A 17,769-nucleotide genomic window follows, 5' to 3' on the forward strand; every position below is an offset into this window, starting at 1 on the left:
TACCAAATATAATTATAAAATGGACTTTATTTAACAATTAGTCATTATTCTTATAGTTTAAAGATGCTTTTATAAATTCTCTAAATAGAGGATGTGGTCTATTTGGTCTGGATCTAAGTTCTGGATGAAACTGTACCCCTACAAACCAAGGATGATTTTTTATTTCTACAATTTCCACCAACTTGAAATCGGGACTTACCCCAGAAAGTACCAATCCTGCTTTCTCTAACTTATCTCTATAAAAATTATTAAATTCATACCTGTGTCTGTGTCTTTCATATATAACTTTTTCACCATAAGCTTTAAAAGAGTTGCTTTCATTTAAAAGTTTGCATGGATATACCCCCAGCCTCATGGTACCACCTTTTTCATCTATATTTTTTTGATCCGGCATCAAATCTATAACAGGATATTTAGTATCAGGATTTATCTCCGAACTATGCGCTCCCTCGTAACCAAGAATATTTCTTGCAAATTCTATTACGGCACACTGCATACCCAAACATATACCAAAGAAAGGTATCTTGTTTTTTCTAGCCCATCCTGCAGACAATATTTTTCCTTCTATTCCTCTATCGCCAAATCCTCCTGGAATTAATACACCATCTGCATCTTTCAGATAACCTTCTATATTTTCCTCAGTAACATCTTCAGAATTTATCCATTTTATATCCACATTTGCCCCATTGGCATATCCTCCATGATTCAACGCTTCAACTACAGATATATAGGCATCATGAAGTTCTACATATTTTCCAACTAAAGCTATAGTTACATTCTTTGATAATTTTTTTATTTTATCTACCATGTCAATCCATTCAGTATTATCTATCTTACTGGTTTTTAGCTTTAATTTTCTGCATACCAAATCATCCAATCCTTCTTTATGAAGCATCAGTGGGACCTCATATAAATTTTCTGCATCTAAGTTTTGAATTACAGAATCTCTCTCCACATTACAGAACAAACCTATCTTTTCTTTTAGATCATTGGAAATTACCTTTTCTGAACGGCATACTATTATGTCCGGCTGTATTCCGATACTCCTCAATTCCTTAACTGAATGTTGGGTAGGCTTGGTTTTTAATTCTCCTGATTTTTTTAAATAAGGAACCAGCGTAACATGTATAAAACACACATTCTCTATGCCCACGTCATATTTTATCTGCCTTATAGCTTCTAAAAAAGGCAATGACTCTATATCTCCTACTGTTCCTCCAATCTCTGTTATAACTACATCAATATCTTTTTCCTCTGCCACCCTATATACCCTGGACTTTATCTCATTGGTTATGTGTGGAATTACTTGGACTGTGCTTCCCAAGTATTCTCCCTTTCTTTCCTTTGATATAACTGACCAATATATTTTTCCTGTGGTTACATTGTTGCTTTTACTTAAATTTTCATCTATAAATCTTTCATAGTGACCCAAATCCAAATCCGTTTCTGCTCCATCATCTGTAACAAAAACCTCTCCGTGCTGATAGGGACTCATAGTACCTGGATCTACATTTATATATGGATCAAATTTTTGAATTGAAACTTTAAGCCCCCTATTTTTCAAAAGTCGTCCTAATGAAGCTGCCGTTATTCCCTTTCCTAGTGAAGATACTACTCCTCCAGTTACAAATATATATTTTGTATTCATAAGTTTCTGCTTTTAAAAGCAGTGTCACCCCCTGTTTTTTATCCTGGTAAAATCTAAATGATATGTTTTTTAATAAGTTATTTGGAAAAACATAAATAATATTAAAAAGTCTTCATCTGTCATTGACAAAATATTTAATTAGTTTTATAATAAAAATTACCTTTATAATATAAAATAGTATGTTTTGTCTAAAAACATACTTAATATAATATCACATTTTTTATTTATATTCTAGGTTTTTTATGCTTTTATAAAATATTTATTTTATTTCACCTTATCTATTACCTCTTCTGCTTCAAAGTACATATCTCTTATACGTTTGTTCAATAACAATTTTTCTTCTGCTCTTTTTATATTATTTTTCATATTATTTCCTTTTACAGAGGGAAAATCTCTTTTCAATATATCCAAATCACAACACTCATATTTATTGACAAGTAAAAAAAATAAATATCTACAGGATTCATCTTTTAGAATTTCAAACAGCTCTTCCTTAGTCAATCCTTTATATTTGCACAATATATCAATTATCTTAGAATACACTTTTTCTTTATCGTTAAAATATTTTCTCATATGTATCCTCCTCTTCGACACTTACCTATATATTTAATTAATTGCCACAATATGAAACTTTTAATCAAAAAATAATCAAAAAAATAAAACTTTAAACTAAAAATCAAGAGTGAAGAGTTAAAAGCTGGCAGCAAGGTCGAGAAAATTTCTCCTTTACTCTTAATTTTTCACTTTTAATTTTTGACTTCTGAGATATGCTTTGCTATCGTTAAATCTTTATTCCTGAGTTTTTATATTTACCTTTAACTGTGTATCTTGTGTAGCTTGTCCTGCTAGACTCATGCTATAATTAATAATAACGTCTCCCCCATCTTCATTTACATTTATATCTATTTCATTAGTCCTTATTTTCAACTCTATAATTCCGTAAGGTGTTTTATACATAGACATACTCTTTTGATTTTTATTAAAATCCATGTTGGCATTAGTACTTCCCATCCTTATAAGAGAAAATTTATTATTTTTTATTTTTAAGGTAGTAGTAGTCCCTTCCATTCCAGATAGTTGGGTTTCTTCATAAACCGCATAATAGGAATCATTTTTTTTATAAAAATCTCCGGGAGTTACCACTTCTATGACTTCATCATCACCAGATTGTTTACTGGATACAGATATAATTGCCCTTTTCTTCATAATTAAATTTTCACCTGCCTTCTTTCAATTTTATATTATAGAATATTTTCAGTATACCTATATATACTGAATTTAGTAATCATTATATATAAACCAAACCTTAAAACTTATTTTATTATATCAAATTGGTTTATATATTTAAATGTATAGTATCTTTATTTATTTTCAAACTTAGAAAGATTTATCCAAAGACATATCATTGCTTATCCCCAACTTCACGAAACCTAGGGGGATGGGGAATAGCAATGATAGCCATGGGTTAAACTATATGGTCAATTGACCATTAGGAGTATTAATTATTTGAATTATCCTTTCTTCATACCCAGTCTCAGCATTTATATAAACTTTAAAATTATCACCATTATAATTGCCTGAAAACTCATAACATAGTATTTCTGCATTTGTTTCTGAAGGAATTATGACAAGCCTCTTACTTGTTATATTTAATCTCTTCCCAACTCTTTCTTTAGCCTTTTCATAATTCACTTTAGGATTTGATATTTTTCTCTTCTCACTATGAGATATTAAATACTTGTCTGCCTCTATACCTATAATATCTCCATTGTCCAAAGCTATTTTTAATTTTATTTGATCTGGATATATCAATATGCCATCTTGATTATACACATAATTTATGACTGCTATATTATTATATTTAAGTGAATATGTAGGAATCATATTATCATATCCTAAGTTTTTTAGATATTTTGTTCCAATACTTACGGCTTTTTTTATATCCATAGAGCTATTATTTATGGCTCTATCATTTATTAGATAAGATATCTTCCCGCCTTTTTTGCTTATTTCGCATACCACCCTATCTTCTTTTCTAGTCCTATCTTTAAGGGCAGCAGTAAATCTATATACATCTATATCAGCTTTTCCCTTAATTGAAGATACATTTAAACTCTCTATCTTTTCTTTTCCTATTACTCGTCTGGCTATTATTTCTGCCTCACTTTGAGTAATCTGTTTTTGAGAGTTAATTTTAGGTTTTATCTGAAGTGCATTATCTGAAAATGGTCCATCATAAATCAATGCAGGATATTGAACTACCTGCTTCTGTATTCCTTGAAATTGTTCAGATATGGAATTATCATTGCCTTTAGCAAATGCACCAGTGATCTTTTTTCTTATTTCACCCCACTTTACCTCTCCCTGGTTTATATCGTCAGCAGTAGTCTTTAGTTGTCCTTCCAAAACAATAGATTGTTTTTTCAATCTTTCTATATTATTATAATCCCCATCAGTTAATTGTTTTCCGTTACTGGATGCCTTACCTAAACTATAGCAAAAATCTCCAGTTTGAGATAAGAACTTGCTGGTATCGGATATGGTGGGTTGGGATACTGGAAGGGAATGTAGCTTATCATTGGCTATGGCAGAATATCTAAATATCTCTTCAAAAACAACTATTGACTGTTCTCTTGATCCAACTATGGCTGCTTTTGTCAAGTTTACCCTAATATTTTGGACTGCATCTATTAATTCATACATACTCTTACCATATTCACCCTGCAAATAATTTCTGTAATCATTTCTTTCCAGAGTCATAAGAACTGCAAAAGTACTTGAAAAAACTACGATTAGAGTTACCAAGGCTGTATATATAATTCTTTTTTTTGCAATCTTCACGGAGCCGCACCTCTTTCTTACAGACAATTTTATATGTTAAATCCTCAATCTCTTACTTTGTTTATATTATTTGCATTTATCCAATTGTTATGTATTATTAGTTTAATAATAATTATAAAAGCTAATACTATTTTATGATTATTATTAATTTTTTCTTAAATGTTTGTTAAATGAGTTTATTATTTTCACTACATTTTATATAATAAGATTACATACTTAATCAGAAGGTGATTAGATGAAAGTTTTATTTTTTTCAATTTCTGCCGGGGGAGGGCATGGCAATGCTGCTGAAGGACTAAAAAGTTACATATCCCTAAGAGATCCGGCTTCAAAGATAAAAATTATTGATACTTTAAAATATATAAATCCAATAATAGATAAGGTAGTAATAGGGAGTTACTTAAAGTCCTTAAAGGTATCTCCTTCTTTATACGGAAAACTATACAGGTATTCAGAAGGTGATTATACAATTACAACTACCATAAGTTCAAAACTTATTGAAGCTCTGACCTATAAGCTTCTTCCCCTTATAGATGAGTTTGAGCCTGATATATTGATATCTACTCATTCATTTGCTACAGAAATGTTGTCTGTATTGAAATCAAAATACCATATAAATATACCTTGTTTGTGTATAATTACTGATTATTATTCTCATAGTTCCTGGCTTCACCCTTATATAGATGCCTACGTGATTTCTAATAAGGACATGATAAATAAAATGATATCCAAGGGAATACCTAAGGACACCATTTATAATTTGGGCATACCTGTTAGACCTGAATTTAATATAAGTTATGATAAATCTGATACACTGAGGAGTTTAAATTTATCCCAATTAAAATTTACCATTTTGGTTATGGGTGGAAGTTTAGGCCTGGGTAAAATAGCAGATATATACAAGCAACTCAATAGGGTCAATGAAGACATTCAAATAATAATTATAACCGGCAAAAACAAGAAACTTTATTCGGAGCTTTTAAAAATTAAAATGTCTTCCTCTAAGGAAACCCGTATTATAGGCTTTACTGACCAGGTAAACAAGTATATGCAGGCTAGTGATCTTCTTTTAACTAAGCCCGGTGGACTTACTATTTCCGAAGCTTTAATATGCAAGATACCTCTTGGATTGTTTTCTCCCATACCCGGTCAAGAAGAAAAAAATGCTCAATTTTTATTAAAAAATAATTTAGCCGTAAATTTAACTGATATAAGTAAATGTAAAGAAAATATTGAAAAACTCCTCGACTCTAAAGATGAGCTGAAAATTATAGGTGAAAATTGCAGTAAGTTTGCCAAACCATATGCTGTAAATGATATATTTGATTTAATTAATTGGCTTATACAAAATAATTTGGCTAAAACAACTTTAGTGAGAAGTAAAAAAAACTATACTAAAGATACCACTAAGACATTTTTAAAATCTGCGGAAGAATACTTTTTGAAAACTGCCCAAAAATTATTTGCAGGAAATTAATTAATATGAATTACAGTTTTAATTGCAATACAAGTGAGGGCTAATCAGAACATGATTCTACATATACTTAACCAATTAAAATTTAATATCTGTAGAGCCCACTTGTATATATTATATTTTTAAGGTTATTATTTGCCGTATATTATGTCATTCTACACTCCCATATTTTTCAGTACTTCTAATATCTTAAATTTTAATTTTATATCTTTTTTCTTATTTAATCCCGGTGAATTATTATCTACCATTTTATATTCTTCTGGTGTCAGGACTTTTTTCATCTCATTTTCCGTTTGTGTATAAGATACTTGTCCCTTTGTAATATCAACAAAGCATAGTGGTGGAAACATAACACACCACCAATTTTGCCCCTTTCCACTACCTATAACTATTCTATAGGCCTCGTATCTTCCCTGGGGAAGAGTTATATTTCCATAAGTTTTTATGGGAAAGTTCACCTTTGATAAAGTGCTCTTAACTTTATAGCTATAATCTTCTTCCTTTATTTCACTGCTGGCTATTTTCAATATTTTTTCATTATTTTCTTTTAAAATTTCTCTGGATTCCTCTATATTCTTTGAATTTTTTAACTTAGGAGCTATATATTTTAATACTTTATCTCTCACTTTTAATTTAAGAGCTTGGTCACTTTCTGAATCACTATTTGCTATAACATGAAATCTTATGATTCTGGCTGCCATATCATTTTGTATATCATTACTTTTTACTTCATCTAAAAAAGAATATGAAGCAAATACACTTAAAATACTTATAATAAATATCAATAAAACCTTTTTCATAATCTCATCCCCACTTTTTCTAATTATCTTCTAACTTACTAGTAATTATTGACATATATTTAAGTTATATTCACTCATATCATGTTATTTTGTTACACCAATTCTTCTTATCTTTGTATTGACATTTATATTTACAACTGCATTTTTATAAGTATCATCCCATTTATATTTTACTTGTCTCCATACACCAGGATGATATTTCTCTACATATTCCCTGAATCCTATAGGATCAACCTGCAGCTCTCTTTGAGTAGACCTTACTACACTTTTACATTCCTTCGTTATGGCTTCATTAAAATCATGTTCAATTTGATTCAACTTATCCACCGAAAAAGTTTCATTGTCGGTATAATAATTTTTTATCTGACCTTCTATATCTAAATCTATATTAAATATTAACTTTCCATTTTCCTGAAGCACCCTTATTTTTCTGCTGGTATTGTCGATTCTTATATCCAGAGGATGTTCATCTACATATATCATTTTTTTCCCGCCCCTTAAGGTACCTTTTAGCAATTCTATATTTGACGTCTGGGTTGAATTTAGAATTCCTTTCTGTGCAAAATTTTTTATGACGAAAGTACCTGATATTTTTATATTGTTGTTGTCCTTATCCACAACAATCCTGGGCACTATGCTATTCCCATCTTCACTCATTTCAATTAAAAAATCATTTAAGGTCACAGGAACAACCGTACTATTTTTAAGATCACTTTCAACCATACCCAATATATAATTTTCAACGCTGATTTCTGCAGGAGTATTAAATTTTACATATTTCTCTGCATCTCCATCTGACATAACTATGTATATATTTCTATTTAGAGAAGGCTCTCTTTGAAGATAATCAATAACTTCCTTTACCGAGTCAGGATATTTCATTAGATTTTCGCCTAATATCAATATCTTCACATGACTAAATCTTATGGATCTACTGCTTTCGGCTATGGCATTACTCACTGCATCTTGAATCGAATATCCATCCACATCTATATATTTATCCTGTGATACATCTCCCTTACCTGGTTCTAATTTACTTAAATCAGGAATACCAAAAGTCACATGAAATTTTTTCAAATCTATAGAAGTTATCGGATCTGTTGGTTTTATATTTTTCAGTTCCTTTGTTTTTCCTATATCCACTCCTGCATCTACTCCCATTATGGATACCAGATCTGTTCTTTCTATTTCAACTTTATCCCAGCATCCAGTTAATATAATACAAATTAATAGTAGAGATATGGCCTTGCCTCTGTTTCCCATATTCTTGATCTTTCCAGACAAAAGTATGATTATAGGCAATACAATCAAGCTATATATAAAAAGCGGAGGTATAAACTTATTGCTTATATTATAAAGCTCTGCTATGTCTTGGGGATATAAGGCTATTATATATATAACTGGGGCTATTAGGGCTGATGAAAGCTTTACATCTCCCAGCCTGAACACATCCTTTACTATATCAGATGATAAATAGTATATATTGGAAAAGGTAGTAAAATAAAATATAACCCATATGGCCATAACTACTCCTTCCCACCTTTCTATAAAGGCTCCGTTTATATTTATAGAATTTATCATAGTTATTGTTGGCCATAGTAAAATTTTAGTCTGTTCTTTAGAAAAAATAGCCAGTGAAAAGACAACAATTATAACATAAAACAACGTTATAAACACAATACTTTTTATGGCTGTTTTATTTACATGCAATTTATTTTTCGCAAATGGTCCAATCAAATATATTATCTCTATTCCTGCAAAACTATATATTGTACTTTTAAGTGCCATTAAATAGGTATCGGGCTTATTGGACAGTACAGGTAAAATGTTGGTAAAGTCTGTTTTATTTAAAGTGAACAGCAATATTAGACCTACAGATATAAACATTATCCAAAAAGAAACTTCGTTGAATTTTATTAGATTTTCCAATTCACTTCTTACAAGATAAATTCCAGAAAGTATGGTTACAATTATCAAAAACTCTGTAGGTGTTTTTTCAAGTAAATACATCTTTATAACTTCTACAAATATTCTCATACCAATTGATATAGTAAATACATTATATGCAACAAATATAACAGCTAAAATTCCTCCTAATATTTTCCCAAAATTATCTTCAAGTATTATATTAAACTTATTATATCCATTAGATTTAAGAGTTCTATAGGCTATATAAATCAAGAGATAAGTCTCAAATCCTGCCATTATAGTTACAATCCATCCATCAGTCCCCACAATACTTGCTAGTTCCCTTGGGTAGGAAAATATACCTACCCCTATAACAGTTACTATTATAGTGGTAAATATTCCAGACGCAGTTATAAAATCTTTATCTCTCATACAATCGCCTCCTCCCTTAGTTCAGCATTAAAAATACAGGTTAATTATCAATAACCGTTGTCTGATTTAACTATCTTTGTCTTATTTTATCTCCAGTATTCATATATTTTGGTCTCTTCCTTAAAAAGCTAATAGGAGCCCTAAAATACATGTCTTTAAAATCATTACTGTTTTCATTCACCATAGGTGATAAATAAGATACTCCAAAACTCTTCAGTCTCACTAAGTGCACTAAAGTAAATACGAGTCCAATCATAATTCCATAAAGTCCTGCTATAGCTGATGCAATTATTAGTAAAAATCTAATTAACCTAAATGCAGAAGTCATCTCATAGTTAGGGGTAGTAAAACTCGTTATAGCAGTAACAGATACTATTATTATCATTATGGGGCTTACTATACCAGCTTGAACTGCTGCTTGACCTATAATTAACCCTCCTACTATTCCAGTGGTTGCACCTATGGATTTGGGCAGCCTGGCTACAGACTCCAAAAGCAGTGCAAAGCTTAGTTCCATAATTATAGCTTCCATGAAGGCTGGGAAAGGCACTCCTTCTCTTGAAGCTGCAATAAAATACGCCAGCTTTGTAGGTATTATTCCCGTATGAAAAGAAGTAACAGCAACGTAAAATGCAGGCATTATTAGTGTAATAATTATAGACATAAATCTTATTATTCTTATTGTTGAACTATATATCCATCTTTGGTAGTAATCATCTGGTGACTGGAATAAATTTGCCATAGTAGTAGGAACTATAATTGCAAAAGGGGAATTATCCACTACTATTGCAATTCTTCCTTCATACAATGCGGATGCAACTACATCAGGCCTTTCAGTGCTCTGGACTTGTGGAAAGAATGACCATTTGTTGTCTTCTATAAGTTGCTCTACATACCCGCTGTCTAAAATGGCATCTATTTTTATGCCATCTAATCTTTCCATAAGTTCTTTCAGCGCTTCCTTATTCACTATGTCCTTTATGTACATTACTACTACATCAGTTTTAGATCTTACCCCCAGGGGCTTCGGTACAATTCTAAGCCTAGTATCCCTTATTCTCCTTCTTATCAAGGCCGTATTAAATCTTAAAGTTTCTGTAAAACCATCCCTGGCTCCTCTTAGAACCGTTTCTCCTGAAGGCTCAGATACTCCTCTTACGGGCCATGCTCTAGTTGCAAGTACATAAAAACTTTCCAGTCCCTCCACAAACATCAATGTTTCACCGGATAAAACCAAGTCCACTCCCTTTTTTAAATCAATCAATTCTTTCATATCGGATACGGTTATCAATCTATCTTTTATCCAGCTTACTTGCCTTATATACCTGCCCCTGGTCATAAGGCCCCTTAGTAAATCATCCAGGATCATTTTATCCCCCATGCCGTCTATATACACTATTGCAGATTTAACTTCCCCTATATAAAATTCTCTAAAAACTACATCTGAATTGTCCTCGAACAGTTCTTTCAAATATTTTATATTTTCATCAACCCTAGAGGATATAGAATTCTTCACCTCTTCCTTCATATACATCACTTCCTTCAAAAAGAATAAATTGAAAAGGCATATAGCAGGCTTGAAAATATTAAAAAGAATATACCCATTATTTTAGATTTTAGAGCAGTTTTTTTTAGTTTATCCCTCTCAAATTTTTTTGAGTCAATAAAAGTTAAAAAAACTCCCTGGATTGCCATAAGTATAAAAAAATATTTATTGAATAGGTGAACTACATTCACATATTTTCCCTCTTTCCATTTCTCACTTAATTTAGAATAACTCTAAATTATTTTCTACTTATTGTGATCTATTTATTCATAAAGCTATATATTTGAATTCCCTAACAAAATAAAATCCCCCATTTAATTAAATGGGGGATTTTATTTCATATAGTTCTAGTTATAAAGGTCTCTTTATATTTAATTTTCATCTTATCATAACATATTTGTGCTTTTAACATATCATCAAAAAAGGCAAATATGCTTGGACCGCTTCCACTCATCAGTGCTCCTAAAGCTCCAAAGTCAATTAATTCTCTTTTTACTTCCCTCAATATGAAGTGCTTCCTCAAAGTCACATTTTCAAGAACATTTTTCATGTTTTTACTTAACACTGACAATTTATTCCTACGGATAGCATCTATTAACAACTTCGTATTAGGATGTCTTACCACTTTATTTATATCCAAATTTTTATATACCTCTTTAGTACTAACTCCAAAAAATGGTTTAATCAATATCAATATATGATTTCTAAATGGGATAAGAGGAGTTACTATTTCCCCTATCCCCTCACATAGGGCAGTGCCCCCTATTATACAATAAGGAACATCTGCACCTATATCCAATCCCATTTTAATTAATTCACTGTTATGTATCTCAGGAACATACATATCTCTCATAGCTTTCAATACAGCTGCAGCATCTGCACTTCCTCCTGCAAGTCCTGCTGCTGCAGGTATATTCTTAACTATGTTTATGCTAATTCCGTCTTTTATATTGTATTTATGCATAAATAGCTCTGCTGCTTTATAAGCTAGATTTCTATTGTCACAAGGCAAATATTTTTTATTACAGTCTATATGTATTCCATTTTTAATTTTATGCATTTTTAAAACATCATATAAGTCTATAGTCTGCATTATCATTTTTAAAAGATGGTATCCATCTTCTCTTTTTCCCACTACATCTAAAGAAAGATTTATCTTGGCATAAGCTTTTACCAACATCTTAATTGTTACTACCTCCAAAACTGTTTAATTTATTAATTCTAAAACAGTATAATACTATTTTAGAATTAAAGCTATACTTTTAAAATTCCCTAATTGCCAATTTTACCTATTTAAAGTATAGCTTCACTTTTATTCGAAGGCTATCATTGCTAGGATAGGCACTGCTACGCCCCGGATAAGTTCTTCTAAAGTTCTCAGATACGAAAAGCCATTCCTTATAAACAAATTCCACCTGAACCCAAGAATTGCTTTATACCATGGCTACATGCCCCACGCTTCTGTTTTCATCTTTCAATTTTTTATTTATCAATTTTACCAAAGGATTCATTTTCTCAAAAAATATTATTATCAAGTCTCCCTGCTTTCCATTATTTATTGCTCTCTCCAGTGCAATTTCTTCATCAAATATAGTTTCTACTTTTTTTATATCAAAATTAGTTTTCATTATACCATCTTTAAGAATTGATGCTATTTCTCCAGGTTTTCTACCTCTTCTATCCTTATCCTCTTTTATATAGATATAATCAAAACTGTTTCCTGAAATTTGTCCTATCTTTTCAACACTATTGTCAGTTCTATCTCCAGGGACACCGATGATTCCCACCAATCTTTTATATTTTAATTTTTTAACACCTTTTATAACCGCTTTATACCCTTCTATATTGTGACCATAATCCAAAATAACATTTATCCCATTTAAATTATAAATATTAAATCGTCCAGGATTAAAAGACGCATCGCCATAAAAACTTTTCAGTCCGTCTTTTATAACGGAATAAGCTATATCAAGCCCAATTGCAGCTCCACAGGCAGCCATAGCATTTTCTATATTATAGGTCAGCTTTCCTTCTAAAGATATCCTTATATCCTCTATTTTTATTATGGGGACTATTGCACCTTGCTTTTCAAAATACATAATGTGATCATCAATATATATTCCACATCCTCCCCCGTTTATATTCTTTCTGAGAGCTTCATTGTCTTTATCTTTTGAGAACATAATTATAGAACCTTTCATTCTATTGACTATGCTTTGGCTTACTGAATCATCCGCATTTAAAACCACATATCCTTTTTCATTTACAGCTTCTCCAACCAGGGACTTCACGTAAGCCAGGTCTTTCATTGTATCTATTCCATCTATACCTAAATGATCCTCAGTTATATTGGTTATTACCGCCACATCTGCCAGATCATAAGCAAGACCCTTTTTTATTATTCCTCCTCTTGCAGTTTCCAGCACTGCCGCTTCTACATTCTTATTGCTTAAAATAGTTCTGGCACTATAATAACCTGTAGTGTCTCCTTTACATATACACTTATTGTCTATATATATTCCTCCTGTAACGGTCATGCCAACCTTATATCCAGATTTACTCAATATATGTGCGATAAGCCTGGTGGTGGTGGTTTTGCCATTTGTTCCAGTGACCGAAACTATAGGTATGGATTCAGACCTGTGAAACAACATATCTACTATGGCTCCAGCTACATTTCTTTTTTTGCCTTGATTGGTATGCTGGTGCATTCTAATACCCGGTGCCGCATTTACTTCTATTATGGCCCCTCCGGTTTCAAATATGGATTTACCTATGTCCATACAACATATATCTATTCCGCAGATATCCAATCCAATTGCAACCGCTGCCCTTTCACAGATATCTATATTTTCTTTACAGATTAGATCAGTACAATCTATGGCTGTTCCTCCTGTAGATAAATTCCCATTTTCTCTTATAACCAACTTTTTATCTTTAGCCAAAACACTATCCAATTTATAATTACCTTTAAGTATACAAGCTTTTAGCTCATCATCTATTTTTATTTTAGTTAAAGGCTTTTCATGACCTTCACCCCTCATACTATCCATATTCACATTTTCTATTAATTGAGCTATAGTTTTTATTCCGTCTCCTACAACATAAGGCGGTATTCTTTCGGCGGCAGCTACTACCTTGCCATTTACCACACACACTCTAAAATCTTTCCCAATTATATTCTTTTCCAACATTATGCTGCTGAATTTTTTCGACAATATTTTATAAGCGTTTACTGCTTCTGTCTGATTTTTTATATTCACAAATACACCTTTGCCCTGATTCCCAAAACATGGTTTTAAAACTATAGGGTATCCTATTTCATCAGTGAGGATGGATAATTCTTTTAGGCTTTCCACCTTGCCACCTTCTGCTACAGGTAAACATTGATTCTTCAACATTTCCTTAGTCAATATCTTATCACAGGCTATATCTACAGCTGTAGCTCGTGTATTACAGGATATAGTTGCCTCTATAATTTTACTGCATTTTCCGTATCCCAATTGAAATACACTATTACTTCCAATCCTAGTTACAGGTATCCCTCTTTTCTTGGCTTCTGATATTATGGATAAGGTACTGGGACCGATTTGTTCTGTCTTTAAAATCTCCCTTAGTTTTATCATAGCCTCATCAAATTTATAATTTACCCCTTTTATCAGCGAATTTACTAAATTCACGGCTATTCTACCAACTTCCAGTGCTGTATTTTTATATGAATATTCATATATTACATAATATTTGTCTCCTTCTACTTCTCTTGCCTTTCCATAACATACATCAATCCCCAGGTTATTTTGAATTGCAAGTATAATGTGTTCACAAACATGGGCCAGATAAGTTCCCTCTTCCAACCTCTTTTTAAATCCATGTTTTTCATCGATTCCACACCTATGCTCGTTTAATTCAGGTATGGTTGTTAACAACCTTTCATTAAATCCATCTATCTCCTTAGTTGGGATCTCACTGTATCCTTCCAAATCCACAGACATTTTTATACATTTTTTATGAGCAAATATATTTCTTCCTTCAAAAACTCTAAAATCATCTATCTTCATTTTTGTGTATACTGCCCGTTACGTAAACACTTCAATTCTACAGACATTGTGTTTACTTCCCCATTCATAGTATCTGATTTTGCTATACGCTACTTTCATTTGGCCTGGTACTCCAGGGGCTTAAAATCCCGTTTAACTAACGGTATATCAGCATCTATTTCTTATGCTATTCACTGATTTAACGGTTTTCTCCGACTCCTCCCTTATATCTATTTGACCCTTTTTTTGATTTTTAATTGTTTTTATATACGAATTACCAAATCAAACTTCTTCAATTGTTATAAGGCATTTTATTTATCAAATTAAATTTATCTCCATATTTAAGCACATGTAATCTCACATTAAATATGGACAGTATTTCCTCAGGGTACTGTTCTGATACATTGCTGTAAGTTATATTGGAACCATCTATTACATAAACTGCTCCTGAGCCCATTACTGTAAATTCATCACTGTCTTTAACCATAATGGCTGTATCTTCATCTATTCCAATGCCCAGACTCTGTGGATTTTCTGCTATTCCTACAAGAATTCTTCCTATTCTTCCCCTTTGTGCAAAATGTTGATCAATAATCACACCCTTTATAAGTCCCAGTCCCGGTGCCATTTTTAAAGTACACTTTTTAGGGGATTCCTCATCGGGACCTGTTATTATCATAGTATCGCTCATAACGGAAGCTCCTGCAGAGGTTCCAACAAAAGTGCATCCTTTTTTGTATAATTCTTGAATCTTTGAATACAGCGGAGTACCTCCTATAAGGCTTGTTATTCTGAGCTGATCTCCCCCTGTAAAAAACACCAGTGCACTATTTTCTATAATGGCTATATTATTTACATCAAAAGCATCTTTTCTATTTCGTATGGTCAATATTTTTATGTTTTTTATACCCAATTCCTGAAATATCTTTTTATATTCATCTCCAAGTTCCTCCGGCATTTCAGATGCAATAGTTGCGATAACAAGTGTATCCTCTTGTTTTTCCAGTCTACTGCAGACTTCTTTCAATATCTTTTTTTCACCGGTTTTGTCTTCCGCTCCTCCTATTATTATTAAATTTTTTTCTGATTTTTCTTTCAATACTATACACCCTCTCCTGCGGATATCTTATATTTTTTCCATATTCTCAATTATTATGCGCAAAACAAAAACTTCAGCAGTTTATTACTGAAGTTAATCTGAAGCTCCTCCTTCCGTCAAATGAGTGCTCAAAGAATAAGACACCATATCAAAACCATAGATTTTGTATGTCTGCTTAACCAATTCACGCCAAATCAAAGATTGGGGTTCTAATTTAGGTAGCTCCTTCTCCCTTTGGTCGAGTGAGTAAGCGATTCGCACCAAATCGAAGATTTGGGCTCTCTGCTTATATTAGAGCTCTTCCTGGTATGATAAGTTTTTCTCCCACTTTTATGACTTCCGGATCTTCTATATTATTCAATTTTACTAGATCATCTACGGTTGTATAATATTTCTTGGCTATTTTCCAGAGTGTATCGTCCTGTTGAATCACATATATGGTTAAGCTGGCCTTTTTAGCAGGGAATTCCCCTTCTGCGGAATCTATGTTTACCAGAAACTCCTTATGAGTAATATAATTTACTCTTGCATAGGCTTCTACTACCGCCTTTACAGCTATGGTATCTATCTCTATATCTCCCTGTATGCTTTCCAGGGCCACCTTTGCTATGCACTGCATGTCAATTTTAGTCTCAGGTACGTCTATACTGCAATTAAAAGGTATCTCATCGCTGGCCTTGTTTATTTCATCTGCCAAATTTTTATATAAGACCTTGACACTTAAAATTCCCTCCACAACAACTTTATCCTCTACTATTTTTTTATCTGTTATACAAACTTCTCCATAACACATAATCACTTCTTTAGGTTTAGAATTGCCCTCTAATTCTATATTGGATTTAATCATACTTTGAGTGGTATTTTGCCCATGCATTACGTTTAATTCATAATCTTTTTTGTCCATTTGCATAAGTGAAGAGGGAGAATAAGCATCTTCTATTATATCCATATCCTCTTTGTACATCACTTTAGTATTGGATTTTATCAATACTTCCATTTCGATTGTTCTGCTTTCACCTAGATCATCTTCCCTTATGCCTCTTTCCATTTCATCTACATAAAAATCAGTATAACTGTCCATGGATGGAATTACTCCATCTAACGGGACTTCCTTATTTACATAAACATCTTCCTCTATATATTCTATGTCTCTTGTATCTTTTCCCCTGTAAAGCACACCTATAAGCACATATGCCTCTATAGATATCTGTCCTTCCAATACCTTTACATTTTTTTTGTGAACATTTACGTTACATTCCAATATACTACCTATCTGCGGTTTATCCACAGGTATCTGAATTTCAGTTTTTGCAACTAAATCCCCGGATACTGTTCCCACTATTTTATCTATAGTATCAGGGTTTTTTAACATCTGTATGTCTCCAGAGTTTTCTACATCCTTTATAACTTCAAATTCATACTTTTTATATACTTCTGCCTTTAATTTTATGATCCCTTCAATAGATACCTTTCTTTCATTGGCTACCGCACAATTCATATGTTCCACATAACAGTCAGCATCACAAAGCATAATATGCTGTGCCCCTGGTATCTCAACATAATTTGAAAAATCACCAGCATAGCTCACACTATAAATGCCCATGTTTTCATCTTCCTTGGCCAAATAAAGTATGGTGTATTCCACCTTTCCCTCTACAAACACCTTATCCTGCATTACTTCCTTGTTGGTTATGCTTGGCTTTGCATTGAGAATTAAAATATGGTTAACGTCTGGATTAGTATCCGGTATTATATATTCTGCTTTTATTACGGTATCAGAAAAATTTTCAGCCATCAGCTGTTCACATTCTATATTTTCTTTAACAAAATCTATGCTCATATTTATTACCTCCCCCATAAAAACCTACTATTTATTTATACAAATTAAAGATAAAAAATATGCCAATGTTTTTGATAATTTTTATAATGTCTATTAATATTGACATTTGCAGAATTTTGACGTAATATTAAATTGGTTGTTAAC

13 protein-coding genes are annotated in these 17,769 nt (G+C 32.0%); 1 reads left to right on the plus strand and 12 read right to left on the minus strand.

Annotated elements, in window-relative coordinates:
• Positions 1 to 37 precede the first annotated feature (37 nt).
• From AB8U03_RS03790 to ypeB, 4 genes are all read right to left on the minus strand, one after another.
• On the minus strand, positions 38 to 1,648 hold the full coding sequence (locus AB8U03_RS03790; protein WP_369703216.1) for a CTP synthase: 1,611 nt from the start codon (positions 1,646 to 1,648) through the stop codon (positions 38 to 40).
• Positions 1,649 to 1,912: 264 nt separating this feature from the next.
• Entirely contained in the window at positions 1,913 to 2,221 is a 309-nt protein-coding gene (locus AB8U03_RS03795) for a ribose-5-phosphate isomerase (RefSeq protein WP_369703217.1), read from the minus strand.
• Positions 2,222 to 2,437: 216 nt separating this feature from the next.
• The gene (locus tag AB8U03_RS03800) at positions 2,438 to 2,854 is read right to left on the minus strand and encodes a DUF1934 domain-containing protein (protein ID WP_369703218.1); all 417 of its coding nucleotides are present in this window, start codon (positions 2,852 to 2,854) and stop codon (positions 2,438 to 2,440) included.
• A gap of 264 nt (positions 2,855 to 3,118) precedes the next feature.
• A complete protein-coding gene (gene ypeB, locus AB8U03_RS03805) occupies positions 3,119 to 4,489 on the minus strand; it encodes a germination protein YpeB (RefSeq protein ID WP_369703219.1) in 1,371 nt (456 codons plus the stop codon).
• A 235-nt stretch (positions 4,490 to 4,724) separates the two neighbouring features.
• Between ypeB and AB8U03_RS03810 the strand changes: the two genes are divergently transcribed.
• Positions 4,725 to 5,966, plus strand: a complete 1,242-nt coding sequence (locus AB8U03_RS03810; RefSeq protein WP_369703220.1) for an MGDG synthase family glycosyltransferase — start codon at positions 4,725 to 4,727, stop codon at positions 5,964 to 5,966.
• Positions 5,967 to 6,118: 152 nt separating this feature from the next.
• Here AB8U03_RS03810 and spoIIR read toward each other — a convergent pair whose 3' ends face one another.
• The 8 genes from spoIIR to AB8U03_RS03850 form a co-directional block, all read right to left on the minus strand.
• Positions 6,119 to 6,763 (minus strand): stage II sporulation protein R, encoded by a 645-nt coding sequence (gene spoIIR / locus AB8U03_RS03815; RefSeq protein ID WP_369703221.1) that lies wholly within the window; start codon positions 6,761 to 6,763, stop codon positions 6,119 to 6,121.
• Between the two features lie 84 nt (positions 6,764 to 6,847).
• Entirely contained in the window at positions 6,848 to 9,103 is a 2,256-nt protein-coding gene (locus AB8U03_RS03820) for a Ger(x)C family spore germination protein (RefSeq protein ID WP_369703222.1), read from the minus strand.
• 70 nt (positions 9,104 to 9,173) lie between these two features.
• The gene (locus AB8U03_RS03825; protein WP_369703223.1) at positions 9,174 to 10,631 is read right to left on the minus strand and encodes a spore germination protein; all 1,458 of its coding nucleotides are present in this window, start codon (positions 10,629 to 10,631) and stop codon (positions 9,174 to 9,176) included.
• Positions 10,632 to 10,645: 14 nt separating this feature from the next.
• The gene (locus AB8U03_RS03830) at positions 10,646 to 10,840 is read right to left on the minus strand and encodes a CLC_0170 family protein (protein ID WP_369703224.1); all 195 of its coding nucleotides are present in this window, start codon (positions 10,838 to 10,840) and stop codon (positions 10,646 to 10,648) included.
• A 146-nt stretch (positions 10,841 to 10,986) separates the two neighbouring features.
• Positions 10,987 to 11,829 (minus strand): 4-(cytidine 5'-diphospho)-2-C-methyl-D-erythritol kinase, encoded by an 843-nt coding sequence (gene ispE / locus AB8U03_RS03835; protein ID WP_369703225.1) that lies wholly within the window; start codon positions 11,827 to 11,829, stop codon positions 10,987 to 10,989.
• A 253-nt stretch (positions 11,830 to 12,082) separates the two neighbouring features.
• Positions 12,083 to 14,707, minus strand: coding sequence for a cyanophycin synthetase (cphA, locus tag AB8U03_RS03840; protein WP_369703226.1), 2,625 nt, complete (start codon positions 14,705 to 14,707; stop codon positions 12,083 to 12,085).
• 271 nt (positions 14,708 to 14,978) lie between these two features.
• Positions 14,979 to 15,785: a cyanophycinase gene (locus AB8U03_RS03845; RefSeq protein WP_369703227.1), complete on the minus strand. Its 807-nt coding sequence runs from the start codon at positions 15,783 to 15,785 to the stop codon at positions 14,979 to 14,981.
• A 286-nt stretch (positions 15,786 to 16,071) separates the two neighbouring features.
• Complete coding sequence (locus tag AB8U03_RS03850; protein WP_369703228.1) at positions 16,072 to 17,625, minus strand: DUF3794 and LysM peptidoglycan-binding domain-containing protein; 1,554 nt, start codon at positions 17,623 to 17,625, stop codon at positions 16,072 to 16,074.
• Positions 17,626 to 17,769 lie beyond the last annotated feature (144 nt).

The organism is Clostridium moutaii (genome assembly GCF_041205085.1).
In the GTDB taxonomy this organism is placed as follows: domain Bacteria; phylum Bacillota; class Clostridia; order Clostridiales; family Clostridiaceae; genus Clostridium_B; species Clostridium_B moutaii.